Here is a 24,193-nt window from a genome sequence, read left to right as displayed (position 1 = left end):
CCGTGACATCCGACAAGCTGGCCATCGTCGCCTTCGACGGCATCAGTCTGTTCCACCTCTCCGTCCCAACCCTCATCTTCGGCGAAGACCGCGAGGCCTCGGGTGTGCCGCGCCATACTCTCCACGTCTGCGCCGAACGTCCCGGCCCACTGACGAGCTCGACTGGCCTGGTGATCGACATCCCGCACGGCCTGGAGCCGCTGGCCGACGCCGACGTCATCATCGTGCCATCGTGGAATCGCCCCGAACGGCCGGCACCGTCAGCGCTGACCGAAGCGCTGCGCCACGCCCATGCCCGCGGGGCCAAGCTGGTCGGGCTGTGCCTGGGTGCCTTCGTCCTGGCCGATACCGGCCTGCTCGACGGGCGTCGAGCGACCACCCACTGGGGATGGAATGACATGTTCGCCCGCCGTTTTCCCCAGGTACGGCTGGAACCGGACGTGCTGTATATCGACGAGGACGATGTGATGACCTCGGCCGGCACCGTCGCCGCGCTGGATGGCTGCCTGCACCTGCTGCGCCGCCGCTTGGGGGCCGACGTCGCCAACCGCGTGGCGCGTCGCCTGGTCATGCCGCCGCACCGCCAGGGTGGCCAAGCCCAGTACGTCGAACAACCGCTGCCGGCCCGGCCGCGCGACGAAAAACTGGCCGAAGTCCTCGACTGGGCCAGGGCAAGACTAGCCCTGCCCCTGTCGCTGGATACCCTGGCGAATGCCGCGCTGATGAGCCGCCGCACCTTCACCCGCCGCTTTCGCGAAGCAACCGGCATGACGGTTAGCCAGTGGCTGACCGCCGAACGTCTGGCGCTCGCCCAGCGCCTGCTGGAAAGCACCGACCTGCCGATCGAAAACGTGGCCGAGGCGGCCGGCTTCGGCTCCCCCCTGTCGCTACGCCAGCACTTCCGCACCCAGTTCGGCACCACGCCGGCCGGCTACCGGCGTACCTTCCGACATCTCGCCTGAAGCAGCCACGCCCGCCCAGCGCCGGAACTCCCCCGGCGTCACGCCGAGCGCGGCGCGGAAGCGGTTGGCGAGGTGGCTGGCACTGGCGAAGCCGCAGGCGGCCGCCACGTCGGCCAGCGCAAGGTCGCTGCCCGCCAGCACCTCGCGGGCGCGCGCCAGGCGACGCTGCAGGATCCAGGCATGCGGCGCCATGCCGAACGAGGCACGGAACATCCGCGCGAAGTGGTACTCGGACAGCGCCAGCTCGGCGGCCAGCTCGCCCACAGTCAAGGCCGTGTCGAGGCGCGACTCGATCAACTCCTGCACGCGGCGGCGCTGCACCGGCGCCAACCCGCCCTTCACCGCCACGGCACGGCGCCGCCCGGCCTGCGTCAGCATCAGATGGGCCAGCACCTCGTGGCCGAGCGCGTTGCCGGCAAGTCGGCCCTCGCTGCTATCCCAATCGAGCCGCGCCAGCTGCCGACAAGCGGCGACCAGCACCGGGTCGTCGATATAGGTCAGGTCCGGCAGCGGGCAATCGCGCGCGTCACGGTCGAGCAGCGTCAACGCCAGGGCGTCGTACTGCTCGGGCGAAAAATACAGGTGCAAAAAGCGGCTTTGCCCGTCGATACGCCAATCCGACTCGTGCTCGGCCGGCAGGATGCACAGCTTGTCCGGCGCGCCGTGCAGGCCGGGACAGTCGCGGCGCATGATGCGAAAGCCGCCCTCCAGGTAGAGCGACAGGGTGTGGTGGCCGGGGCGGCGGTAGACGGTGTCTTCCAGCTTCTTGCGCTGCCATAGCGCGGCCGACAGGCCATCACCGAGCGCGGCAAGGCGTTCCAGCTCGGCACTGGTCTGAATCAGGGTCTCGTAAACCGGGAGGGTGGCAATGGGCATGATGGTTTCCTCGATACCCGTAGTGTACGGCCCGGCGGCGGGCCCGGCACCAGACCGCGCCAAAAAAGCGCAAGAACGTGCAATCGTCCCGCGCCGAGGCAGGCGACACTGAAGGCCTGTTCCCCTCCCGGAGTCCGTATCATGAACGCCTTGCTCTACCTCTCCACCGTGCTGATCTGGGGCACCACCTGGATCGCCATCAAGGTACAGCTGGGCCCGGTGCCGATTCCGCTCTCCATCGCCTACCGCTTCTTCCTCGCCGCCGCCGTGCTGTTCGCCTTCCTCGCCTGGCGCGGCCAGTTGCGCCGGCCACGCGGCGAAGCCCTCGGGCTGGTCGCCGCCCAGGGGCTGACGCTGTTCTGCGGCAACTTCCTGTGCTTCTACTACGCCAGCCATTACCTGCCGAGCGGGCTGGTCGCGGTGGTGTTTTCCACCGCCACACTGTGGAACGCACTCAACGCACGCCTGTTTCTCAAGCGCCATATCTCCCCGCAAGTGATGGCGGGCGGTGCGCTGGGGCTCGCCGGTATCGTGACCTTGTTCTGGCCGCAACTGGCTGGCCACAACGCCGACAGCGGCATGCTGACAGGCTTGGGACTGTCGATCCTGGGCACGCTCTGCTTCTCCGCCGGCAACCTGCTCTCAGCGCGGCTGCAGGCCTTGGGCCAGACCCCACTCACCACCAACGCCTGGGCCATGCTGACCGGGGCCACCATCCTGCTCGCCGGCAGCCTTGCCGCCGGCCTGCCGCTTACCCTCGACAGCTCGCCGCGCTACCTCGGCGCTCTCGTCTACCTGGCGATTCCCGGCTCGGTGATCGGCTTCACCGCCTACCTGATGCTGGTGGGACGGCTGGGGCCCGAGCGCGCCGCCTACTGCACCGTGCTGTTCCCGGTGGTGGCACTCAATGTCTCGGTATGGCTGGAAGGCTATCGCTGGACGCCGCTGGCGCTGGCTGGGCTGGTCCTGGTGTTGGCCGGCAACGTACTGGTGTTCCGCCAGCCAGCACGGCGCACAGCGCTCCCCGCCGCCAGCCGGGCGGCCTGAGCCGCGCCCATGCTGGCGTTGCCCCCAAGTGGGATAAGACAGGAACTACACGATGATGGCAATGATCAGCACGATCAGCAGGATCACGACCAGATCGTAATTGCTGAGCCGGCCGCCAGCCGAGAGGGTATCGATGCGTTGCGCCAGCGTGGTGACTTCCTCGTCGGTCATCGAGTCGACGCGATCCTTGGCGAAGGCCGCCTGCACACCCAGGGCCTGCAGTTTGTCACGCACGGCGGCACGGTCGAGGAAGGCCTTTACCTTCTCGCGGTCGGCTTGGGCTTGCTGGGCCTGCTGTGCGGCGGCAGCCTGTTCGGCCGAGATCATCCCCCCCTGGGCCAGCGGGGCTACGGCTAGACACGATGTCAGCAGCACGGTACCGGCGTATTTGGCAACGGAAACGGTCATTTCACACCTCCTGAACAAGAGCTGTAAGCAGAGAGCGAGCCCCTTTCCCGCTTGTTTCAGTGTGGCACATGGCAGCGCAATGACAATCCGGCCGCATCACGTTTATGCCATAAGAATCACAAAGCATGGATACCGATCGACGGTCCGCACATGCCAGACCGGAAGGGAATGGCCAACACCAACGAGTCGGTGCGGCGCTAGGGCGGCCTGCGATGCCTGGCGTGCTCTCGCCCCTGATGGGTCAGCGTGCGCCTCTTTCCGATACGACAACGCCCGGCCCCGCAGAACGCGGGACCGGGCGTCGTCATTACCTCAAGCGAGCCTTGCCGCAGCGCTTAGCGCTTGGCAGCCGCCACCTTCTGTGCCGCAGTGAAGTCGGCGTAATGCCCCTTCAGACCGTAGAACACGATGTAGGCGTAGCACACCAGCGGGACGATGAAGGAATACAGGATGCCGATATGGTCGGCGAAGAAGGCCTGGACCAGCGGCACGATGGCGCCACCGACGATGGCCATGCACAGCACGCCAGACCCCTCACCGGTGAATTTGCCCAGACCCTCGATGGCGAGCGAGAAGATGGTCGGGAACATGATCGAGTTGAACAGGCCGATGGCGATCAGCCCCCACATCGCGGCCTGGCCGCCGGCGCTCATCGCCAGCGCGATCAGCAGCGCATTGACCAGGGCGTTGAAGGCCAGCACATAGCCCGGCTTGATCTTGCGCATCACCACGCCGCCGATGAAGCGACCGACCATGGCGCCGGTCCAGTACAGCGCCAGGTACTTGCCCGCCACCGCCTCGGACAGGCCGGCGATCTGCGGCTGGCCCATCAGGCTCACCAGGAAGCTGCCGATCGACACCTCGGCGCCGACGTAGGCGAAGATGCCGACCGCGCCCAGCACCAGGTGGCGGTAGCCCCAGACGCTATCGTGGGCATGGTAGACGGCGCCGCCGGCCGGCTGGTCGATCGGCGTATCGGCCTCTTTCACCTGCGGCAGCTTGAACAAGCCGATGATCACGGCCAGCGCGAACAGCAGCGCCGCCAGGATCAGGTACGGCGTCTGCACCGAGCTCGCCTCGGCCGCGCTATAGGCCGCCAGTTGTTCGGGCGACAGGCCGCTCAGCTCCGCCGCCGGCTTGACCGCCACCGCCAGGATCAGCACCGAACCCACCAGCGGGCCGACGGCGGTACCCAGCGAGTTGAACGCCTGCGTCAGGTTGAGCCGGCTGGACGCAGTTTCCGGCTTGCCCAGCAGGGTGACGTAAGGGTTAGCGGCCACCTGCAACAGCGTGATGCCGGACGCCAGGATGAACAGCGCGCCGAGGAAGAACGGGTAGGACCTGACACCGGCCGCCGGATAAAACAACAGACAGCCGAGGCCCGCCGTCGCCAGACCGATCATGATGCCGCGCTTGTAGCCGAGCTTCTCCACCAGGTAGCCGGACGGGAACGACATCACGAAGTAGGCGGTGAAGAAGCTGAACTGGATCAGCGCCGCCTGCAGGTAACTCAGGGTGAAGATCGCCTTCAAGTGCGGGATGAGGATGTCGTTGAGCGACGTGATCAAGCCCCACATGAAGAACAAGGAGGTGAGCACCGTCAGGGGGCGCGAGTAGTTGGTATTGCCAAGCTGAGAAGACATGTCAGTCGTTCCATCCATACTATTTTCTGCTGTTTACGGTCATCCGGCCTGACGCGGTGAGCGTCCGCATCACGGGCCGGCGGTTTTCTCGCCAGATTTGTAGCATTGCTACAGATATTTTGTTATACGACACCGCGACCCCCTGTGACAGGCCGATGTGCCAGAACCGGTAAAAAACGACAGCACCCGTTGAAATATCACGACAAAACAGGCATTAACCGCATATCAAAACCGGAATTTCACGTTCAGGACCGGCCAAACCCGGCCGAACCCAGAACACCCCCGGCGAAAAAACGTAGCAATACTACGCGTCAACTGTGTTGCTTGTAAATCTGAACGACACCCGCTGCGCCAAAAACAAAAAAGGCGACTCGCGTCGCCTTTTCATTGGGTGCTACTTTAGAGATCAGCCGAAATGGCAGACGTAGTGCACGGTGTCGACCACTTCGATATCGAATGCGCTGTTGCCCGGCACGTTGAACGACTCACCGCCCTTGTAAGTCTTGGACTCGGTCTCGCCGGCGAGCGTGACGCGGCATTCGCCGGCCAGGAGCTCCATGATCTCCGGCGCGCCGGTGTTGAACGTCAGCTTGGCCGGCAGGATAACGCCGACCGACTTCTTGGTGCCGTCGGCCAGGATCAGGTTGTGGCTGACGCACTTGCCGTCGAAATAGACGTTGGCTTTCTTGACGACGCTGACGTTGTCGAACTGTTCCATGCTTTGTCCTTATGTGTTCTGGTGAAAGGCTGAAAGTGTAACGCGCACCCGCGCCGGCGAACACTCCCAGCCGGGGCAAATACGCAGGAAACCGGCCACAGCGCTGTTACGAACGCTTACATTTCGCGCCAAGGCCTTATGGGAGAATTGCGCATCATCGATAGAGAGGTGCCGCGCGCCCCACACCCGACACCCACGCCACGGGAGAATCCCATCATGCAACAGGACAACCGTGACATCCGCTATCTGGCGGAACATCTGCTGCACACCGGCATGGGCGGCCTGGGTGAACGCGACCGCATGACGATGATCCGCGACTTCGAGGTCAACCTGAAATCCGAAGCGTCGATCGACGGCCTGCACAAGCGCATCGACCACCTGACCTGGCAGATACTGTCCGATCTCGAGCAGCTCAAGCGCCAGCAACGGGTGGCACAGGCCGGCCCGGCCGACGCAGGTGCGCCTGAGGCGGAGAAACACCAGGACGGCAACGCCTGACTGTCTCGACCGGCAGCCCCCTGCCGCCCCGCATTCAGGGCTGGAGCATCTCCGTAGTCACCACGAAGTCGTTGCCATGGCGCCGCACCAGCCGCTCCAGCGGTGCCGCGAAACGGTTCCAGTTGCTCTGCAGCAGGGCCAATGAATTGGCCACCCCCAGCGACGGCAAACTGAGCCACGCATCGATCGCCTCCGGGGCGACGTGAAAATGCGCCGGATAGCCGTCCAACCGGGCATTGATCAGGATATGGTCATTGCGGTCGACTCTCGCCGCCAACAGCATCAACATGCGCCCTTCCTCCCTCAAAGCGAGCGAGGCTAGGGCAAGCCCGGCGGCAACGCAAGAAATAAACCTTATCGTTTAAGCAGTATCAACCATCACCCCTTGAGCCGCGTACTATAAAACCAAAACCAGCATCGCCATCGTGTCTGCGGGCACTCGGCCCGGACACTCCCAGGGAGACGTTGCGACATGAACGAGATGATGCGGGGGGTGGATTTGACCGTTCCGCCCCACCCTGAGCCGACCGGCCCGGCCCGATATGAAACATGGCCCTGGCAATGGTGGTACGACAGCATGCAACATGGCTTCCGCTACTGGACAGCATGCTGCGGGCCGACCGAGTCGCCGCCCGACCACACGGCGGCAGAACTCCCCGCCGGACAGGAACCCGACGAGACCGACACCCCAAACCACCTTGACCGGCTGCTGCGCGCCCGGCTGGCACGCAGCACGCTGAGCATGGCACCCGCCAGCCTGATGCTGGCCGGCCTCGACTGGGCGATACACCTGGCCCTCTCCCCCGCCAAGTGCCACCAGCTAGGGGCAAAGGGGCTGCGCAACGCGATCCGTCTCGGCCGGCAGTTCCTCCGAAGCTCAGCCGATGGGCCCGCCTGGGACGGCCTCGAACCGCTGCAGCAAGACCCCCGTTTCTCCAGCCATGCCTGGCAACGCTGGCCCTTCAACCTGATTGCGCAAGGCTTTCAGCTCAATCAGCAATGGTGGCACAACGCCACCACCGGCATCGCTGGCGTCTCCCGGCGCCACGAACGGATGGTCGCGTTCACCGCCCGCCAGTGGCTCGATATGATGTCGCCGGTCAATTTCATCGCCACCAATCCCGAGGCCCTGCAAACCACCCTGCAGCAACGAGGACAGAACCTGCTGGGCGGCCTGAGCTGCCTCCTCGAAGACTGGGAACATGCTCTTGGCGGCAAACCGCCGCCGGGTGCCGAAGCCTTCCGCCCGGGCCACGAAGTGGCCCTCACGCCGGGCCGGGTGGTCTACCGCAACCGCCTGATCGAACTGCTTCAGTACACCCCACAGACCGAGCAGGTATATCCCGAGCCCATCCTGATCGTGCCGGCCTGGCTCATGAAGTACTACATCCTCGACCTGTTCCCGACCAACTCGCTGGTCAACTACCTGGTCGGACAGGGCCATACCGTATTCATGATCTCCTGGCATAACCCGGACAGCGGCGACCGGGATCTGGGGCTGGAAGACTACTTGCAGCTCGGCGTGCTGGACGCGCTCAACGCCATCCACGCCATCGTGCCGGACACCCCGGTGCATGCCACCGGCTACTGCCTGGGCGGCACCCTGCTGGCACTCGCCGCGGCGTACCTGGCCCGCGAGCACGACGCCAGCCTCGCCTCGGCCACGCTGCTGGCCGCCCAGACCGATTTCGCCGAAACAGGCGTACTGATGCAATTCATCGACGACAGCCAGCTCAGCTATCTGGAAGACCTCATGTGGGAACAGGGCTACCTCGACACGATGAACGGGGCGCTCCAGCTGCTGCGCTCCTGCGATCTGAATTGGTCGCGGCAGGTTCACCACTACCTGATGGGACGGCGTCAGCCGATGAACGAGCTGGTCGCCTGGAATGCCGATGCCACGCGCATGCCCTGTCGCATACACAGCGAATACCTGCGCCGCCTCTTTCTCGACAACGACCTGGCCGAGGGGCGCTACCCTATCGGCGGACGGCCGGTCGTGCTGCGCGACATCCGCCTGCCGCTGTTCGTCGTCGCCACCGAGACCGACCACGTCGCCCCGTGGCACTCGGTCTACCAGAGCCATCTGCTCACCCATGACGACGTGCACTTCCTGCTCGCCAGCGGCGGTCACAACACCGGCATCGTCAGCGAACCGGGTTCCGACGGCAGCCACTACCGGTCGACCCATGCCACAAACGACACCCCTTACCAAGCTCCGGAAACCTGGTTTGCCGCCACGGCACCGGTCGTGGGCTCGTGGTGGCCGGCATGGGCCGCCTGGCTGCAACAGCATTCCGGAGCATTGACGAAGCCGCCGGCACTGGGAGCGGCCGAGCGGAGCTACCCGCCGCTGGAGGCCGCCCCCGGCCGTTACGTCCTGGAATGCTGAGATGGACATAAGCGCTTTCTGCCAGCCAGTAGCGGGTTCCAGCGCCCGCCGCCGACAAAAATTCACGGCAAAGAAATGACAGGAATCCGGTTGCGCGTCGGGACAAGCCTGTTTACCCTGTGCAGGCTGAAAGCACATAACGACAATGACAATTTCATAATGCAAGGGGTGACAATGGGCAATAGGACAGGCCCTGACAGCCGTATCAGGCGCAACGTAGCGGCAACCGCACTGATTACCTCGCTCTTTTCCCTCTCGGTGCCACTACAAGCCGAACCGCTGCCATCCCTCACGCTCACTACCGAGCATTACCCTCCGAATCAGATGATGGTCAACGGGCAGCTTGCCGGCGTGGTGACCGACAAAGTACGGGAAATGATGGCTCGCGCCCACATCGATTACCGCATCGTGGTGCTGCCCTGGCTGCGCGCCTACTCCATGGCCCAGACCCTCCCCAACCACTGCGTATTCAACACGGCGCACACCCCGGATCGCGACAAGCTGTTCAAGTGGGTCGAACCCACCACCTACGCCGACTGGACGCTGTTCGGCCTGGCCAACCGGAAGTTCGACATCGACACGCTGGAGGATGCCCGCCGCTACGTCATCGGCACCTATAACGGCGATGTGCGCGACGATTACCTGAAAGAGCGTGGCTTCACCGTCGACACCGCCATCGAGGAAAGCGTCAATCCACGCAAACTCCTTGCCCAGCGCATCGATCTGTGGGCCGCCAACCGCCTGGTGGGCAACGACCTGCTGCGCAAGGCGGGCCTAACCAAGCAGATCGTGCCGGTCCACACCTTTTTCCGCGTCACCGGCGGCCTGGCCTGCAGCCTGACAACGCCGGATACGGTCATCGTCAGCCTGCGGCAAGCCTTGACCAGCATGATCAACGACGGCACCGCGGCCAAGATCGAACAGCGTTACGCCAACTGGCAGCCCGACCCCTGATCACCCGCCGGGTGGCCTTCAAGATGACGCCGAAAGCCGGGCCATTCGCTTCGCTACCCTACCCTGCCATCGCCGGCCCCATGAGCTAGACTGAATTGATAGGCGCAAGCTGTTGCAAGGGTGGGGAGTATTAACATGAAATCGCAACGTAAACAGGGCGGCTGGTACACTGGCGCACTGATGATCGCCATCATCATGGCGGTGGTGTTATTTGTCTCCGCACCGTGGATTCCGTTGGCCCTGCTGGCGGCGCTGGCCGTGGTCGGGGTGATCAAGGGAATATCCTGGCTGTTCGACAACTGGAAACACCGCCACGATCACACGCATGCCCACTGAGGGCGCATTCATCACGCAAAAAAGCGGCCTGAAGGGCCGCTTTTTGATTTTTATGCGCCGGCTACTACCAGGGCTCAGGCGCCGATGAAACGCATCTTGAAGCTGCGCCCCTTGATCCGCCCTTCGGACAGACGGCTGAACGCCTGCCGGGCGACGTGGCGATCCAGCGCCACGTAGCTGGCGAATTCGAACACCGCGATCTTGCCCACCTGCTGACCGGCGATGCCGGCCTCGCCGGTCAGCGCGCCAAGGATGTCGCCCGGACGCACCTTGTCCTTGCGACCGGCGGCGATGCACAGCGTCACCATCGGCGGCACCAGCGGCCCGCCGCCACTCGTCAACTCGTCCGGATGGGCCCACTCCGGCTTGGCCTGCTGGTAGCTCTCGATCAGCGCCAGCCGCTTGCTGTCGTTCGGGCCGACCAGGCTCAGCGCCAGCCCCTTCTCGCCGCCGCGCCCGGTACGGCCGATACGGTGGATGTGGATTTCCGGATCATGCGACAAATCGACGTTGATCACCGCTTCCAGCGTGCTGATGTCGAGCCCGCGCGCCGCCACGTCGGTGGCCACCAGCACCGAGCAGCTGCGGTTGGCGAACTGCACCAGGATCTCGTCGCGCTCGCGCTGCTCCAGTTCGCCGTACAGCGCCAGCGCCGAAAAGCCCTGCTGCTGCAGTTCATTCGCGAGTTCGCGCACCTGCTGCTTGGTGTTGCAGAAAGCGATGGTCGACACCGGGCGGAAGTGCCCGAGCAGGGCCGCCACCGTGGCCAGGCGCCGCTCCGGCTGAATCTTGTAGAAGCGCTGCTCGATGCGGCTGGCGTCGTGCAGCGACTCCACCTTGACCTCGACCGGGTTCTTCAGGAAACGCGCGCTCTGCTTGCGGATATTGTCCGGGTAGGTTGCCGAGAACAGCAGCGTCTGGCGCTGGCGCGGACAGGCGGCGACGATGCCGACGATCTCCTCATAGAAACCCATGTCCACCATGCGGTCGGCCTCGTCCAGCACCAGCGTCTGCACCTTGGACAGGTCCAGCGTGTTGCGGCTCAGGTGATCGTGCAGCCGGCCCGGCGTCCCCACCACCACGTGCGCGCCATGCTCCAGCGAGCCGATCTGCGGCCCCATCGGGGTGCCGCCGCACAGGGTCACCACCTTGATGTTGTCGGTGCAGCGCGCCAGCCGGCGGATTTCCTTGGCCACCTGGTCGGCCAGCTCGCGCGTCGGGCACAACACCAGCGCCTGCACGGCAAACCAGCGCGGGTTGATCTTGTCGAGCAGGCCCAGGCCGAAGGCGGCGGTCTTGCCGCTACCGGTCTTGGCCTGGGCGATCAGATCCTGACGATCGAGGATGACCGGCAGGCTCTGTGCCTGGATCGGGGTCATGCGGGTGTAGCCGAGGCTGGCCAGGTTGTCGAGCATGGCGGCCGACAGCGGCAGCGAGGAAAAATCCGTTTTGTTCACAATGACTTGGCGCGTTGGCAAAAGGCGCACAGTCTAGCAGGCTATGCCCTTGCCGGCCAGCGCCGTGCAGGGGAATACAACTTCACCGATGGCCACTTCATCCCCCTCGCCGGCAAGCGTCCATGGTGCCCTGTTGCATTGTCGCCATCGTTTTCGAGCTTGCCGACACATTCCGGTTGCCAGTCCTTTTGATTTTGTACAGAATCAAATCATCGTCAGGACACAGAGCAGAACAGCATGACCCAGGGAGGCAAACGCCAGGGCGCAGGCAGAAAGTCGGCCTTCGGCGGTGACAAGACAGTCGCCATGCGCGTGCCGGAACCGCTCAAGCCGGTGCTGGAAGCCTGGCTGCAGGAATACCGCGCCATCCGAAACGTGCGCGAACTACACGTGGAGGAGTTCCGCTCGCTCACCAGCGAGCTGTCCAATGTGTCGCTGCCGCTGTTCGCCAGCCGCGTCCCTGCGGGCTCGCCGGTCGCCGCCGACGATCTGAAAGAAGCCGACGTCGACCTGAACACCCATCTGGTACGCAAACCATCCTCCAGTTTTCTGGTGACGGTCAAGGGCGATTCGATGTTCAACGCCGGCATCCACGACGGCGACATGCTGGTGGTGGACCGCTCGCTGGAAGCCCGCCATGGCAAGGTTGTCGTGGCCGTGGTCAACGGCGAGCTGACGGTAAAACGGCTGGAAAAGACGGCAACGGGCGTGCGCCTGCTGCCGGAAAATCCGGATTTTGCCCCGATTGAGGTGCCGGAAGACGCCTCGTTCTTCATCTGGGGCGTGGTCACCAACGTGATTCACAAGATCGATTGAGGAGGAAGCACGATGAACAGCAACCAACAGATCAAGATGAAGTTCCTCGACTGGCGCCGCCTGCCGCGCGCCTTCCGCTCGGTGGTGCAGGGCCAACCGCAGGTGCTGGTATCGCGCACCGGCCGCAGCTATTTCGTGCCGGTCGAGTTCGTCTGACATCTGCCCCACTCGCCGCACCTCCTCGACAAGACACCGAGGCTTTTCGCCCCACGGGGCGCTTGCCGTGACAACCGCGCACAGCCACAGGTAGCCGGGCACCGCAAATCCACCCGCACAAAAGAAGACGCCCTTCGCGAGAAGGGCGTATCAATTTGCTTGGGGGGAATGTAACAACCGGAACTTGAGAGGCACCGATGCTACCGCTGCCGTCGTTTAGGCAAACGACCTGCAGCACTCCCACTCTAGGCGATAATGATGACATCCTCCATCCGTACAATTACTTATGCGAAGCAAGTATCTGTGCGATCACCGTCGATTGCCGCTCACGGCGCACCTGCTCGAACAAGTCCACCGCTTCCGGGTAGCTGTGCTTGAGCTGCCCCAGCCATTGCTTCAGCCGTGACGCCGGATAGGCCGACCCCTCCGCCCGCTCGCGGCATTGCTCGAAGAAGTCGCGCAGCCAGGGCAGCATCTCAGCCCACGGCATCGGCTCCGCCTCCTCGCCCGCCTTGATGCGCCGCGCCAGATCCGGGGCGGCGATCAGCCCGCGGCCGATCATCACCGTTTCGCAACCGCTCTCGCGGCGGATGTTGCGGTAATCCTCCACCGTCCACACCTCGCCGTTGGCGATGACCGGCAGGCCGACGCTCTCGCGGATGCGGGCGATCCAGTCCCAGTGCGCCGGCGGGCGATAACCCTCGACCTTGGTCCGGCCATGCACCGTCAGCTCGTCGGCGCCGGCCCGCTCGATCGCCTGCGCGCACTCGATCGCCAGGCTCTTGTCCTCGTAGCCCAGCCGCATCTTGGCGGTGACCGGAATCGCCGCCGGGACGCTGGCGCGCACTGCGGACACGATCTCGAACAACAGCTCCGGCTCGGTCAGTAGCACCGCTCCGCCACGATGGCGGTTGACGGTGGGCGCGGGGCAACCGAAATTGAGGTCGATGCCCGGCGCCCCCAGTTCGGCGGCACGCGCGGCGTTGTCGGCCAGGCAGGCCGGATCGGAGCCCAACAGTTGCACGCGCACGGTGGTGCCGGCCCGGGTGCGCGCTGCCCGGTGCAATTCGGGCGCCAGCCGATAGAACATCTTGGCCGGCAGGAGCGTGCTGGTCACCCGGACGAACTCGGTCACGCACCAGTCGATGCCGCCGATACGGGTCAGCACGTCGCGCATGATGTCGTCCACCAGCCCCTCCATCGGGGCGAGTACCAGCTTCATGGAAAATGCCTCACAATCAGGAGGCGGTATTCTAGAGCCTGCCAGGGATCTGGTCACGGCCGCAGCCGGTTCGAATTGCGAACAGCTCCGTGACAGGCTTCTGCCCGCCTGCGCCCTCGTTCACCCCCTCAACCTTGCATAGACCTAGCGCCATGTCCCGTCTCTCCGTTATTTTCGATACCGATCCCGGCCTGGACGATGCCGCGGCCATCCTCGCCTTGCTTGGCGCCAGCGACCAAGTCGACCTGCTGGCCCTGACCACGGTGGCCGGCAACGTCGGTCTGCCGCTGACCTCGCGCAACGCCCGCATCGTCTGCGAATGGGCGGGGCGCCCCGACGTACCGGTTTACGCCGGCTGTGAACAACCGTTGCTGCGTCCGCTGGTCACCGCCGAACAGGCCCATGGCAAGACGGGGCTCGACGGCGTGCCGATCCACGAACCGGACATGCCCCTGCAGGGCAGGCACGCCGTCGATTTCATCATCGACACGCTGCGCGCGGCCCCGGCCGGCACCATCACGCTCTGCCCGGTCGGCCCCTTGACCAATATCGCCCTCGCCCTCAGCAAGGCCCCCGACATCGCGCCCCGCATCAAGGAAATCGTCTTGATGGGCGGCAGCTATTTCGCCGGCGGCAACATCTCGCCGGCCGCCGAGTTCAACGTCTTCGTCGACCCCGAGGCCGCCGCCATCGTGCTGGGTTCAGGGGTGCCGCTGGTCATGCTGCCGCTGGACGTCACCCATCAGGTCCGCTCCAGCGCGCCCCGCCTCGCCCGGCTGCGCGCCCTGCCCAACCGCTGCGGCCCGCTGGCGGCCGACATCCTTGCCAACCACGAGCGCCACGACGTGCAGCGTTACGGCCAGCACGGAGCCCCCATGCACGACCCCTGTGTCGTCGCCTATCTGCTCCAGCCATCCCTGTTCAGCGGACGGCGGGTCAATGTCGAGGTGGAAACGGCCAGTGCGCTGACGCGCGGCGCCACGGTGGTGGATTGGTGGGGCGTGAGTGGCCGGGCAGCCAACGCGCTGTACCTCACCGAGGCCGACGCCGATGGCGTGTTCGCCCTGCTCGCCGATTGCCTGGCCAAGCTGCCCTGAGCGCCCCGGATCAACCGTAAAGGGCATCCCGGCACCATCGCCGACAGGTTATACTTGTGCGAAAGATACAAGAATTCGTGCGGAGCAAACAAATTGCGCTTGAGCCTGCCAGACTCGATCTATATCCGTAACCGCCTGGTCGAAGTCACCATTCAAAACGAAAAAAAAGAACCCGAACTACACTACCGGCTAACCGACAAATTCAAGCAGTCCCTGCTCGCCGACACCCCTACCGGCCCTATCCCGGCACTTCCGCCCGCCAGCATCAGCCCCTTACAGGCCGTGCCGGAACTGGCAAGCTACCTGCACGCGCTGAACGAGCGTGTGCTGGTCTTTGCCGACTACCGCGAGCGCCTGGTGGAACTGGCCGACTTGCTGATCGAGATGGCCGGCCGCCAGACCGACGGGGTCATCGCCGCCATCATGCTGTGCCCGTACCGCCATTACGCCGCGCACCATGCCATCAACTGCGCCCTGCTGGCCGCCCGTGCCAGCCAGAGCTATGCGCTGCCGGCCGCCGACGCCAAACAACTGGTCTGCGCCGCGCTGACGATGAACATCGCCTCGGCCAGCCTGCAGGACAGCATGGCCTCGCAGCAGGCGGAACCGTCCACGGCGCAGCGCCAGACCTTGCAAGCCCATCCCCTGCTGGGCTCGGCCCTGCTGCGCGAAGCCGGGGTCGAGGATGCCCTGTGGCACGCTCTGGTGCTGATGCACCACGAGAAGCAGAACGGCCGGGGCTATCCGTTTGGCCTGGCCGGCGACGATATCGAGCCGCTGGCCCACCGGCTGCATGCGCTGGACCTGGTGACGGCCAAAATGATGCCCCGCACTTACCGCGCCCGCATCAAGCCCAAGCAGGCGCTGGGCGAACTGTACGCCGGCAAGGTGGAGCAGCTCGACCCCGAGCTGATCACCCACCTGGTGAAGATCATCGGGATCTACCCGCCGGGGAGCTTTGTCGAACTGGCAGACGGCAGCAAGGCCATCGTCGTCAACACCACGACTAACGCCGCCACCCCGCGCGTGGCGCCGCAGACCCGCCCGACGGAGCGGATCGACACCTCCCAGGAGGCGTTCCGCATCGTCAAGGCGCTCAACATCCAGGTGGCAGAGCGCTACCTGCCGCTGTTCTACCGTCTCTGGAGCCCATCATGAGCAGTATTACTCCCGGCATTTACCGCCACTACAAGGGTCCGTTGTACGAGGTCATCGGCTGTGCGCAGCACTCGGAAACCGAGGAACCCCTGGTCGTCTACCGTGCACTGTACGGTGAGTACGGCCTGTGGGTGCGGCCGGTGGCGATGTTCGAGGAGAGCGTCACCCACGACGGCGTGCCCCAGCCACGCTTCGCCCTGGTCAAGGCTTTCTGACGAAGACACCGTGGCCATCCAGGCCGCCACGGTGCGCGAAGCCGTGAGGCTGTTCGATCAGGCCGTGGCCCGCCACGGACAAAACACAGGAGACCCTGCAATGAACAAGGCGACCTTGGCCGGAGGCTGTTTCTGGTGCCTCGAATCGGCCTTCAACCGGCTCGAAGGCGTCCAGTCCGCCATCTCCGGCTATACCGGCGGCCACACCCCCGACCCCAGCTACCGTGAGGTCTGCGACGGCACGACCGGCCACGCCGAGGCGGTCGAGGTCACCTTCGACCCGACAGTCCTCTCCTACCGCGATCTGCTGACGGTGTTCTTCGCCCTCCACGACCCCACCACGCCGAACCGGCAGGGCCACGACGTCGGCACGCAATATCGCTCGGCCATCTTCTTCCATAACGAAGCCCAGCGCCAGGAAGCCGCCACCTTCATCGCCGAGCTGGAAAACCAAGGGGTATTCGACGCACCGATCGTCACCCAGCTGGCCCCGGCCGGTACCTTCTACCCAGCCGAGGACTATCATCAGGGTTATTACGACCAGAATCGGGGCGCACCCTACTGCCAGGCGATCATCGCCCCCAAGCTGGCCAAATTGCGGCAATCGTTCCCGGCGATGCTGCGCCGCGACGGCCCCGACGCCTGACGGCACCCGGCCCACACGGAGGATGACACCCGGCCGCGCGGGCGGGACCCGCCCCTAGCCACCCCACGCCGGCAGGCAGGCTTGCCGTAAAGCCTCCGGCAAACCGCCGATTCGTGGTAAAACACCCAACCAAGGTAAAACAACAATCGGAAGCAACCAGGAATGGACGGTAGCACCAACACCATGACCCCCAGCGTGTTCATCGTGGACGATGACCCCGCCGTCAGGGAGTCGCTGGCCATGCTGATCATGGCGCAAGGGATGCACCCGGTCACCTTTGCCAACGCACAGGAGTTCGTCCGCGACTACCGCGAGGGCGAGATCGGCTGCATGATCCTCGACATCCGCATGCCGCAGATGAGCGGCATGGCGCTGCAGGAATTGCTGATCCAGAACGACGTCACCATCCCCATCATCTTCATCACCGGCCACGGCGACGTCGAGCAATGCAGCCGCGCCTTTCGCGCAGGCGCCATCGATTTCCTGACCAAGCCGATCGACACCAGCCGCCTGATCGACAGCCTGCGCCGCGGCATCCGGCTCAGCATCCAGCAGCACAAGCAGGAAACCGAAACGCTGGAAGTGATGCAGCGCCTGGCCCGCATCAGCGGCCGTGAGCGCGAGGTGCTGGAGATGGTGGTCGAAGGCCTCACCAGCAAGGAAATCGCCCGCGCCATGGAGCTCTCGCATCGCACCGTGGAAGCCCACCGTGCCAACTTGTTCAGCAAATTGGGCGTAGAATCGCTGGCCGATCTGATACGCTTCTACCTCAAGGCGCTGGAAACCACCGGCATGAAGCGTTCCAGTCACGGATAACCGAGAACGGCCGGCCACACACCGGTACAATAACGCCATGGATCGTCTCTTCAAGAATGTGGGCCTGGTGGCCCGCCACAGCAAATCCTCCATCGTCGCCTCGCTGCGGCAACTGGCCGACCACCTGGCCGCCTCCGGCGTGTCGGTGCTGATCGACCGCGAGAGCGTCACGCCCGAAGAAGCCGGACCCTATACCCTGATCGACCGGCTCGACCTGGGCAAGCTGGCCGACATCGTCATTGTGCTCGGCGGCGACGGTACCATGCTCTCCATCGCCCGCCTGCTGGCCCCGTATCGCGTGCCGATGGTCGGCATCAACCAGGGCCGCCTCGGCTTCATGACCGACATCCCGCTGCACGAGATGCTGAGCTCGGTGGACGCCATCCTGGCTGGCGAATTCATCCCGGAAGACCGCATCCTGCTGCAGGCGACGGTGATGCGCGAAGACGCCGAGGTGATGAACGCACTGGCCTTCAACGACGTGGTGTTCAGCCGCGGCGCGGTGGGTTCGATGATCGAGTTCGAGATCTTCGTCGACAACCAGTTCGTCTACAGCCAGCGTTCCGACGGCCTGATCGTCTCGACGCCGACCGGCTCCACGGCCTACTCGCTGGCCTCGGGCGGCCCCATCCTGCACCCGACGCTGCAGGCCATCGCCCTGGTGCCGATCTGCCCGCAATCGCTGAGCAACCGGCCGATCGCCGTCAACGACTCCTGCGAGGTCGAGTTCATGCTGACGCGCGGCCTGGATGCCCGCGTGCACTTCGACGGCCAGTCGCACTGCGACCTGATGGAAATGGACCGCGTGCTGATCCGCCGCCACCGCAACCATCTGCGCATCCTGCACCCGGTCGGCTACAACTACTACGACATGCTCCGGCACAAGCTGCACTGGGGCGAACGCCTGCTCTGATCCCCAAAGAACCCGCCAACCTATGCTGCTTACGCTCAACGTCAAAGACTTCGTCATCGTCGACCGGCTGGCACTGGACTTCTCCGCCGGCTTCACCGTGCTCACCGGCGAGACCGGCGCCGGCAAATCCATCATTCTCGATGCGCTCGGCCTGCTGCTGGGCGACCGGGCCGACGGCACCATGGTGCGCGAAGGCACCGACCGGGCCGAGATTTCCGCCCAGTTCGCGCTGACCCACCTGCCCGAGCTGCGCGCTTGGCTGCACGACAACGCGCTCGATTCGGACGAGGACGAGTTGCTGCTGCGCCGCCTGGTCGACCGCAGCGGCCGCTCCAAGGGTTTCATCAACGGTCAGCCCGCCACGCTGGCCCAACTCAAACAGGTGGGCGATTTCCTGGTCGACATCCACGGCCAGCACGCGCACCAGTCGCTCACCCGCCCGGAAACGCAGCGCCAGCTGCTCGACGCCTACGCCGGCTCGCTGGCGTTGGCGCGCGACGTGGAAGCCGCCTGGCTGGCCCTGCACCAGGCGCGCCGCGCCCGTGAAGAGGCCGAGAAGAAATCGCGCGAGTTCGAAGTCGAACGCGAGCGCCTCTCGTGGCAGATCAACGAGCTGAGCGAACTCCAGCTGCAACCCGACGAGTGGACCGGCCTGAACCAGGCCCACTCGCGCTTCGCCAACGCCGCCGAGCTGGCGCAAAGCGCCCAGTTGGCGGTCGATGCCCTGTCCGAAATGGACGGCAACTGCCTGTCCATCCTGGCCCAGGTACAGAGCCGGCTGAGCAAGCTGTCCCACCTTGACCCGCGCCTCACCGACAGCCTATCGCTGCTCGACTCGGTCGACGCCGAACTGCGCGAGGTCGTCTACGGCCTGCGCGATTACGCGGACAGCATCGACGAAGACCCGGCCCAACTGGCCGACATGGAACGCCGCATCGACACCCTGATGAGCGCGGCCCGCAAGTACCGGCTCCAGCCGCAGGACCTGCCGGAAAAGCTCGCCGACTGGCAGCGGCAACTGGCCGAGCTGGAAGCCTCGACCGACATCGAAGCGCTCGCCGTCGCCGAATCGAGCTGCCTGGCGCGCTACCGCACCCTGGCCGAAGCCCTGTCCGGCAAACGCCGCCAGGCCGCCGCCGAATTGTCCGAACGCATCTCCGGCGAAATGCAGAACCTGGCGATGGGTGGCGCCCGCTTCGCCATCGAACTGGCGCCGCTGGGCGACCCCACCGCCTACGGCCTGGAATCGGTCGAATACCTGGTGGCCGCCAACGCCGGCACCAGCCTGCGCTCGCTGGCCAAGGTCGCCTCCGGCGGCGAACTGTCGCGCATCAGCCTGGCGATGCAGGTGGTAATCAGCCAGGTCGCCAGCGTGCCGACGCTGATCTTCGACGAAGTGGACGTCGGCATCGGCGGCCGCGTGGCCGAGGTCATCGGCAAGCTGCTGCGCCAGTTGGGCGAACGCTATCAGGTGCTGTGCATCACCCACCTGCCGCAAGTCGCCTCCTGCGCCGCCACCCACTGGCAGGTCAGCAAGGCCGAACACCAGGGCAAGGTACTGAGCCAGATCCAGCCGCTCGGCGCCGAAGAGCGGGTACTGGAAATCGCCCGCATGCTGGGTGGCGTCGACATCACCGACACCACGCGCCGGCACGCCGCCGAAATGCTGGCGCTCAACACCTGAGGCTAGCCAAAAGCGGAAACAAACGGTAATATTCCGTCCTCATTCCGATCTGGAAGCGTGGCCGAGTGGTTTAAGGCAGCGGTCTTGAAAACCGCCGAAGGTGTGAGCCTTCCGTGAGTTCGAATCTCACCGCTTCCGCCAGATAAAAAGCAAAAAGCCCTGATTTTTCAGGGCTTTTTGCTTTTTATCTTTTCCAGTATGCCATTCCGTAGGCCATCCTCTAATGGCTTGAGTTGGACAAGGTTGGACCTCTCCAGACATCGTCTGGCACACGAGCTCAAACCGCGCCTTGCCACCCCCCCCCCCCCCCCCCCCCCCCCCCCCTCTACACTTACCCCTTTATTCCTGGCCCACCTCCGGCTCACTAACCTGCCATCTTCGCCACGAGCGCAGAATGTTCGCAAAGTTACAACACAATGATCGCATACGAACAAAATTGTCGCATTCATTATGTTGCATCGCACAACAGGCCGCTATAATGTGTCTAGAAATTCAGAAACCAAAGTACGTCCACTACCGAAAATGAAATACATCTGGGGTAGCCTGATTCCCGCGGACAGTTCCGATTGTTACCATTGACAATCGGGAGTGTGAAATGAAGACCAGAAAGACATATCCAGTAGAGTTCCGTTCTGAGGCGGTAAAGCTGGTACTTGAGCAAGGGCTCAGCCTTGAAGGGGCGGCCAGGCGGCTGGGTATCCCCAAGGGTACATTGGCTAACTGGGTTGTAGCGGCGAGGTCTGGCGGTGACCAACCGGCGCCGGGGGCGCGCAGTGTCACGGAGCTGGAAGCAGAGAACGCCAAGCTGCGCAAGGAGTTGGCAGAGGCACGCCTGGAGCGAGACGTCATAAAAAAAGCTGCAGCGTACTTTGCTCAGGCATCACTGCCCGGTACGCGTGGATAGAAGAGCACCGAAACCTATTCCCGGTGGTGGTGGCCTGCCGGGTTCTAGCGGTGTCCCGTGCTGGGTACTATGGCTGGCGTGGACGTTCTCCCATCTGAGCGAGAACAAGAGGACGAGCGGCTGAAAGTGGCGATCCGGGCGGCACATGCCAAAACACGGGAAACCTATGGCGTACGCCGTTTGCAGCCAGAACTGGCGGCGATGGGCTTTGAGGCCGGGCGTGATCGCATCGACCGTTTACGACGCCAGATAGGCATCCGGTGCCGGCAGAAGCGCAAGTTCAAGGCGACCACCAATTCGGCCCACTCGTTGCCGGTCGCGGAGAATGTCTTGGGTCAGGTGTTCGAGCCGACCCGCCCGAATCAGGTCTGGACGGGTGATATAACGTACATCCCGACGGACGAGGGCTGGCTGTACCTAGCGGCACTGAAGGATGTGTTTAGCTGCGAGATCGTTGGCTATGCGATGGGCGCGCGGATGACGACCGAACTGGTCAGCAAGGCGCTGTTCCGGGCGGTCCAGCACCAGCGGCCGCCGGCCGGCTTGATCCACCATACGGATCGTGGCAGCCAATACTGCGCCAAGGCCTACGGGGATTTGCTGACGCAGTTCAGGATGCATAGCTCGATGTCACGCAAGGGGAACTGTTTCGACAATGCGCCGATAGAGAGCTTCTGGGGAACGTTGAAGAACGAGCTCGTCCACCATCGCCGTTACGCAACGCGGGCGGAGGCGGAGGCATCGATCAGGGAGTACATCGAAATCTTCTATAACCGCCAACGCCGTCACTCGCGGCTTGGCTACTTGGCGCCGGCTGAATTTACCCGGAAGTACTGGAATTCAGCCAAGGCCGCTTGAATCGGAGCTGTCCGCTCTTGCCAGGACACCCCAATCATCTCTAGCCTTCTGTCCCTCTTTCAAAACAACGATGTTCAACCGCAACCTGGGTTTCGTGTGAATTACACGCCGTTCGGCCATGTTGAAAAGTGTGATGGCACTGTCGTCGCATGCGACCAGATCCGCGGCGTGCTAGTTGCTTGGCCGCGTGGCGGAGCTGACTGGCTGCCGAAGCACATGCTGTCAGTCATCCACTAAGTTTTTTCGGATATGAACAAACGGCCCACTTTCCAGTGGGCCGTTGCTGTTTGGGCAGTTGACACTCCCCCGCTGAACTGCGAACCTTCCTGCTTCAATTTATTTGCCATTGCCCGCCATGAAAATCACCCAAAACACCGCCGTCACTCTGCGAATGAAAGTCACAGACAGCCAGGGTTTGGTTTACGACGATGGCAAGAACCCGGTCTCCTACCTGCACGGCGATTACGACAACCTCTTCCCCAAACTGGAAGCCGCACTTGAAGGGCAGGAATCAGGCTTTCAAACCACGCTGGAACTCGCCACCGAAGACACCTTCGGCGAACGCGACGAAGCCCTGGTCACCACCATGCCCAAGGCCGAATTCCCGCCCGGCATCAAGGTAGGCGGCCAGATCCAACGCGCCGGCCCGGATGGCAAACTGCGCTACTATTTCGTCACCAAGATCAAAGGCCCAACCGTATTGCTGGACGGTAACCACCCACTTTGCGGCAAAACCCTGCGCTTCGCCCTCAAAGTTGTGGACGTACGTGCGGCAACCGCCGAGGAAATTGCCCACCAGCATGTACATGGCGAGCACGGGCATCAGCACTGACACCACCCCGCCCCACACAAACAAAGCCCTCCCCCATCCGGGAGGGCTTTGTTTTGCCTGGACCCCACCTGCTATTTGGAGTTGGAGTTGGTGATCTGCTCCTGATCCGCATACCACCTACAAGCCCAACTTCGAGGTCTCGACGCTCTCTCTCTCGGATGGCCACACTTAGTCCCTAGTGCTGATGATGGCCATCCTTGATTACTGCGAATTCGTCTGAAGTTCGGCCGAAGCGGCCGCTCATGTCATGGTGATACAATGGCCACTAACGGCCAGAAGCAGCCTTTTCAGAGTTAGGCGGAACAGCCATTCAGATGACTGCTGTACTCGGATACCTGCCGGATCGCCTATGCGTACAACTCGGTCATAACGGACCGACCTACTACCGAAGGACAATGACTGCTATTGACGGTCAAGTGGTCTTCGTAGCGATTGGCAAATCAAGAGCGTTGACCTTCTCCATCGTATGATACTGGTGGCTTCTTGATGCGGACTGGAACAAAGAATGCGAAGTAACGCCTACAGCAGGCTTAATTCGGCCCCTGTATCGTCTCGAACTAATCCGGCCACGTTATTTTTTATATTTCTTTCGATAGGAGAGTGGAGTGACTCCGTTCCATCGTTTAAATGCATTAATGAAACTGGTCGGATCTGCATAGCCCAAGCGCTCTGCAATTTGTTCCACTGATAGCACACGCTCCGCCAACAACTCTTCAGCCAAAGCGCAACGAACCTCGTCCCGCAGTTTCAGAAAGGTTGTGTTCTCGTCGAGCAGCCTGCGCCTCAATGTGCGTGGCGTCATGCACATTGTCCGCGCCACGGTATCCATATCCGGTATGTCGCCACCTTGCAAGATCAATTGTTCCCTGACCTTAGCGGACAAGCCGATCCTCGTCTGGTAGCGGTCGAGCATCGACCTGCACTGATCCTCCGCTGCTTGCAAGGCAAGCTCATTAGCCTGCGAGAGCGGTTCCAACAGCGCTTCGGTGTTCAGCACAGCTCGGTTGGACGTGGCGTCAAAAACCGGCCGGACACGATAAAAGTCTTCATACGCACCGACGCTTTCAGGTGCCGGAAAAGAGAAATACAGCTCACTCAACGCCGGCCTGGCTGGAAAGAGATCCCGCTGCACAGTCACAAGGGCCGAGGTGTCTCGCTCCACCACAAAGGCACGGACCTCTTCCGGCAAGGTCGAATCGTCGATGAGCACATGGGTCTGGTCGCCGACCTGTTGCACGGCAAAGCGGGTGAAGGCAAATGTCAAATGAAAGTATTTGAGCGCAACCTCCAGCGCGCTGAGCCCATTCGGGCAGCTGACCATGGCAAAGCCCAGCGCGCCGAACGCGGTGAAGTGGTAGCGCTTGCCGGCTTCGATGCCGAGAGCCGGCACGTGGCCAAGGTGCCTGACCAAGTTGGTGATCAGGCGCAGCTCCTGCCTGGCAGAGATCAGGACCGCAGGATCACGCAGGTCCTGTTCCTTGATTTCCGTGCCGTCCAGGCATGTTCGCAGCGGCAGCCCATGGTCGGCACCCAGCTCCGCCATCAACCGAGCACTGGTCACATTGCGGACGAAATCCCAATCCAT

24 protein-coding genes, 1 tRNA gene and 1 pseudogene are annotated in these 24,193 nt (G+C 63.6%); 18 read left to right on the top strand and 8 right to left on the bottom strand.

Annotated features, from left to right (window positions below; translation table 11 throughout):
* The first annotated feature begins 2 nt into the window (after positions 1 to 2).
* Positions 3 to 962 carry a helix-turn-helix domain-containing protein gene (locus PSEMAI1_RS0108555; protein ID WP_024302469.1) on the top strand — a complete coding sequence of 320 codons (960 nt, stop codon included), beginning with the start codon at positions 3 to 5 and terminating at the stop codon, positions 960 to 962.
* Here PSEMAI1_RS0108555 and PSEMAI1_RS0108550 read toward each other — a convergent pair.
* A complete protein-coding gene (locus PSEMAI1_RS0108550) occupies positions 888 to 1,838 on the bottom strand; it encodes an AraC family transcriptional regulator (protein WP_024302468.1) in 951 nt (316 codons plus the stop codon). The genes PSEMAI1_RS0108555 and PSEMAI1_RS0108550 overlap by 75 nt on opposite strands.
* 141 nt (positions 1,839 to 1,979) lie before the next feature.
* Between PSEMAI1_RS0108550 and PSEMAI1_RS0108545 the strand changes: the two genes are divergently transcribed.
* A complete protein-coding gene (locus PSEMAI1_RS0108545) occupies positions 1,980 to 2,885 on the top strand; it encodes a DMT family transporter (protein WP_024302467.1) in 906 nt (301 codons plus the stop codon).
* Positions 2,886 to 2,930: 45 nt separating this feature from the next.
* On the opposite strand, the gene PSEMAI1_RS0108540 is transcribed toward PSEMAI1_RS0108545, so the two are convergent.
* From PSEMAI1_RS0108540 to PSEMAI1_RS0108530, 3 genes are all read right to left on the bottom strand, one after another.
* Positions 2,931 to 3,293 carry a PA2779 family protein gene (locus tag PSEMAI1_RS0108540; RefSeq protein WP_024302466.1) on the bottom strand — a complete coding sequence of 121 codons (363 nt, stop codon included), beginning with the start codon at positions 3,291 to 3,293 and terminating at the stop codon, positions 2,931 to 2,933.
* A gap of 335 nt (positions 3,294 to 3,628) precedes the next feature.
* Complete coding sequence (gene fucP, locus PSEMAI1_RS0108535; protein WP_024302465.1) at positions 3,629 to 4,936, bottom strand: L-fucose:H+ symporter permease; 1,308 nt, start codon at positions 4,934 to 4,936, stop codon at positions 3,629 to 3,631.
* A 406-nt stretch (positions 4,937 to 5,342) separates the two neighbouring features.
* The gene (locus PSEMAI1_RS0108530) at positions 5,343 to 5,654 is read right to left on the bottom strand and encodes a pyrimidine/purine nucleoside phosphorylase (protein WP_024302464.1); all 312 of its coding nucleotides are present in this window, start codon (positions 5,652 to 5,654) and stop codon (positions 5,343 to 5,345) included.
* Positions 5,655 to 5,870: 216 nt separating this feature from the next.
* On the opposite strand from PSEMAI1_RS0108530, the gene PSEMAI1_RS0108525 reads away from it, so the two are divergent.
* The gene (locus tag PSEMAI1_RS0108525) at positions 5,871 to 6,152 is read left to right on the top strand and encodes a DUF1003 domain-containing protein (protein ID WP_024302463.1); all 282 of its coding nucleotides are present in this window, start codon (positions 5,871 to 5,873) and stop codon (positions 6,150 to 6,152) included.
* Between the two features lie 34 nt (positions 6,153 to 6,186).
* Here PSEMAI1_RS0108525 and PSEMAI1_RS0108515 read toward each other — a convergent pair whose 3' ends face one another.
* Complete coding sequence (locus tag PSEMAI1_RS0108515; RefSeq protein ID WP_029770569.1) at positions 6,187 to 6,441, bottom strand: hypothetical protein; 255 nt, start codon at positions 6,439 to 6,441, stop codon at positions 6,187 to 6,189.
* A 288-nt stretch (positions 6,442 to 6,729) separates the two neighbouring features.
* On the opposite strand from PSEMAI1_RS0108515, the gene PSEMAI1_RS0108510 reads away from it, so the two are divergent.
* The 3 genes from PSEMAI1_RS0108510 (at position 6,730) to PSEMAI1_RS0108500 (ending at position 9,834) form a co-directional block, all read left to right on the top strand.
* A complete protein-coding gene (locus PSEMAI1_RS0108510) occupies positions 6,730 to 8,544 on the top strand; it encodes an alpha/beta hydrolase (RefSeq protein WP_024302461.1) in 1,815 nt (604 codons plus the stop codon).
* A 75-nt stretch (positions 8,545 to 8,619) separates the two neighbouring features.
* The gene (locus tag PSEMAI1_RS20550; RefSeq protein WP_369793186.1) at positions 8,620 to 9,498 is read left to right on the top strand and encodes a substrate-binding periplasmic protein; all 879 of its coding nucleotides are present in this window, start codon (positions 8,620 to 8,622) and stop codon (positions 9,496 to 9,498) included.
* A gap of 135 nt (positions 9,499 to 9,633) precedes the next feature.
* Positions 9,634 to 9,834: a hypothetical protein gene (locus tag PSEMAI1_RS0108500; RefSeq protein WP_024302459.1), complete on the top strand. Its 201-nt coding sequence runs from the start codon at positions 9,634 to 9,636 to the stop codon at positions 9,832 to 9,834.
* Positions 9,835 to 9,908: 74 nt separating this feature from the next.
* Here PSEMAI1_RS0108500 and dbpA read toward each other — a convergent pair whose 3' ends face one another.
* Complete coding sequence (gene dbpA, locus PSEMAI1_RS0108495) at positions 9,909 to 11,291, bottom strand: ATP-dependent RNA helicase DbpA (protein WP_024302458.1); 1,383 nt, start codon at positions 11,289 to 11,291, stop codon at positions 9,909 to 9,911.
* Positions 11,292 to 11,528: 237 nt separating this feature from the next.
* On the opposite strand from dbpA, the gene PSEMAI1_RS0108490 reads away from it, so the two are divergent.
* Both PSEMAI1_RS0108490 and PSEMAI1_RS22000 read left to right on the top strand, forming a co-directional pair.
* Positions 11,529 to 12,107, top strand: coding sequence for a LexA family transcriptional regulator (locus PSEMAI1_RS0108490; protein ID WP_024302457.1), 579 nt, complete (start codon positions 11,529 to 11,531; stop codon positions 12,105 to 12,107).
* A 12-nt stretch (positions 12,108 to 12,119) separates the two neighbouring features.
* Entirely contained in the window at positions 12,120 to 12,263 is a 144-nt protein-coding gene (locus PSEMAI1_RS22000; protein ID WP_198019594.1) for a hypothetical protein, read from the top strand.
* A 280-nt stretch (positions 12,264 to 12,543) separates the two neighbouring features.
* Here the strand turns inward: PSEMAI1_RS22000 and PSEMAI1_RS0108480 are convergent, their stop codons facing one another.
* Entirely contained in the window at positions 12,544 to 13,485 is a 942-nt protein-coding gene (locus PSEMAI1_RS0108480) for a tRNA-dihydrouridine synthase (RefSeq protein ID WP_024302456.1), read from the bottom strand.
* A gap of 152 nt (positions 13,486 to 13,637) precedes the next feature.
* Here PSEMAI1_RS0108480 and PSEMAI1_RS0108470 point away from each other — a divergent pair, with 152 nt between their 5' ends.
* The 10 genes and pseudogenes from PSEMAI1_RS0108470 to PSEMAI1_RS0108420 all read left to right on the top strand — a co-directional run bounded on the left by PSEMAI1_RS0108470 (position 13,638) and on the right by PSEMAI1_RS0108420 (position 22,608).
* Entirely contained in the window at positions 13,638 to 14,582 is a 945-nt protein-coding gene (locus PSEMAI1_RS0108470; protein ID WP_024302455.1) for a nucleoside hydrolase, read from the top strand.
* 99 nt (positions 14,583 to 14,681) lie between these two features.
* Complete coding sequence (locus PSEMAI1_RS0108465) at positions 14,682 to 15,740, top strand: HD-GYP domain-containing protein (RefSeq protein WP_232219869.1); 1,059 nt, start codon at positions 14,682 to 14,684, stop codon at positions 15,738 to 15,740.
* Positions 15,737 to 15,955, top strand: coding sequence for a DUF1653 domain-containing protein (locus PSEMAI1_RS0108460; RefSeq protein ID WP_024302453.1), 219 nt, complete (start codon positions 15,737 to 15,739; stop codon positions 15,953 to 15,955). Before PSEMAI1_RS0108465 ends, PSEMAI1_RS0108460 begins: the two co-directional genes overlap by 4 nt.
* A 100-nt stretch (positions 15,956 to 16,055) precedes the next feature.
* On the top strand, positions 16,056 to 16,601 hold the full coding sequence (msrA, locus tag PSEMAI1_RS0108455; protein ID WP_024302452.1) for a peptide-methionine (S)-S-oxide reductase MsrA: 546 nt from the start codon (positions 16,056 to 16,058) through the stop codon (positions 16,599 to 16,601).
* A 162-nt stretch (positions 16,602 to 16,763) separates the two neighbouring features.
* Entirely contained in the window at positions 16,764 to 17,417 is a 654-nt protein-coding gene (locus PSEMAI1_RS0108450) for a response regulator transcription factor (RefSeq protein ID WP_024302451.1), read from the top strand.
* A 37-nt stretch (positions 17,418 to 17,454) separates the two neighbouring features.
* The gene (locus PSEMAI1_RS0108445) at positions 17,455 to 18,330 is read left to right on the top strand and encodes an NAD kinase (RefSeq protein ID WP_024302450.1); all 876 of its coding nucleotides are present in this window, start codon (positions 17,455 to 17,457) and stop codon (positions 18,328 to 18,330) included.
* A gap of 22 nt (positions 18,331 to 18,352) precedes the next feature.
* Complete coding sequence (gene recN / locus PSEMAI1_RS0108440; protein WP_024302449.1) at positions 18,353 to 20,014, top strand: DNA repair protein RecN; 1,662 nt, start codon at positions 18,353 to 18,355, stop codon at positions 20,012 to 20,014.
* Between the two features lie 51 nt (positions 20,015 to 20,065).
* Positions 20,066 to 20,155 (top strand) — tRNA-Ser (locus PSEMAI1_RS0108435).
* Between the two features lie 454 nt (positions 20,156 to 20,609).
* Positions 20,610 to 21,776: pseudogene (locus PSEMAI1_RS20545) on the top strand (IS3 family transposase).
* A gap of 355 nt (positions 21,777 to 22,131) precedes the next feature.
* Positions 22,132 to 22,608 carry a peptidylprolyl isomerase gene (locus PSEMAI1_RS0108420; protein WP_024302448.1) on the top strand — a complete coding sequence of 159 codons (477 nt, stop codon included), beginning with the start codon at positions 22,132 to 22,134 and terminating at the stop codon, positions 22,606 to 22,608.
* A 571-nt stretch (positions 22,609 to 23,179) separates the two neighbouring features.
* Here the strand turns inward: PSEMAI1_RS0108420 and PSEMAI1_RS0108415 are convergent.
* The gene (locus tag PSEMAI1_RS0108415) at positions 23,180 to 24,193 is read right to left on the bottom strand and encodes an AraC family transcriptional regulator (RefSeq protein WP_024302447.1); all 1,014 of its coding nucleotides are present in this window, start codon (positions 24,191 to 24,193) and stop codon (positions 23,180 to 23,182) included.

Origin of the sequence: Pseudogulbenkiania sp. MAI-1 (genome assembly GCF_000527175.1) — a bacterium.
Classification (GTDB): domain Bacteria; phylum Pseudomonadota; class Gammaproteobacteria; order Burkholderiales; family Chromobacteriaceae; genus Pseudogulbenkiania.
The sequence above is the reverse complement of the archived record's forward strand: the minus strand, read 5'-3'. Positions and strand labels throughout refer to the sequence as shown.